This window comes from Neisseria sp. P0022.S010 (assembly GCF_051956635.1).
Genome location: NZ_JBQCXF010000784.1, coordinates 1 through 719, shown reverse-complemented (window position 1 = coordinate 719; position 719 = coordinate 1). Strand labels below are relative to the sequence as shown.

Here is a 719-nt window from a genome sequence, read left to right as displayed (position 1 = left end):
GCTCTCTGCCGCATGGGCGGTCAGGCTTTGGCCGGCGGTAATGTCGGTATGGTTGCCGCTGATAAGGTGGATGTTTTCATTGGCGGTATGCAGTTGGCTTTGCTCTGTTGTGGTGGCGATGCCGGCCGGGGCGGTTTGGATTAAGCCGGCCTCTTTCAGGTCTTTGAGGGCGTCTTTCAGACGACCCCTTTGGGTTTCTTCATCGGTATTGTGGTTGTTGGCGGTTTGGGCGGCTTTGTTCAGGCTTTTGGCCAGGGAAAGTGCCTGTTCGATCTGTGCGATGGCATCGTCCATATCCAGCACTTTACCGCCAGCATCTTGGTTTTGTGCGCTGACGAGTATGCCTTTACCCGCCCGTACGGTACCCCAGCCGTCGGTTCTGAGTTCGAAGCCTTCGCCGTTTTCTCCGCGTTTGTTGCGATTTGAGTCGACGATATGGCCGAGGTTTAGTTGGGATTTTTGGTAGTCGGTGGCGAGTTTGATGTGTTCCTGACCTTTTTGGTCTTCCATCCTCAGTTTGTTGTTCGCCCAGGTACGGATGACGTTGCGGGTATTCCAATCGGCAGGGATATGGTCGGTATGGGTGCTGTCATGCATCACTCCGGAGATATACGGACGGTCGGGATTACCTTGGACGAAGGAGAGCATCACTTCTGTGCCTTCGTGTAAGGGGAAGTGGATGCCGTATTCGGGACCGGCATAGGGTTTGGCCAGTCGGA

Annotated in this window: 1 protein-coding gene; it reads right to left on the bottom strand. The window is 54.9% G+C overall.

The annotated features are described in order from the left end of the window. Positions 1-719: type VI secretion system Vgr family protein (locus ACTHUT_RS21395; protein ID WP_440386815.1), on the bottom strand; the 719-nt coding region annotated here is incomplete at both ends.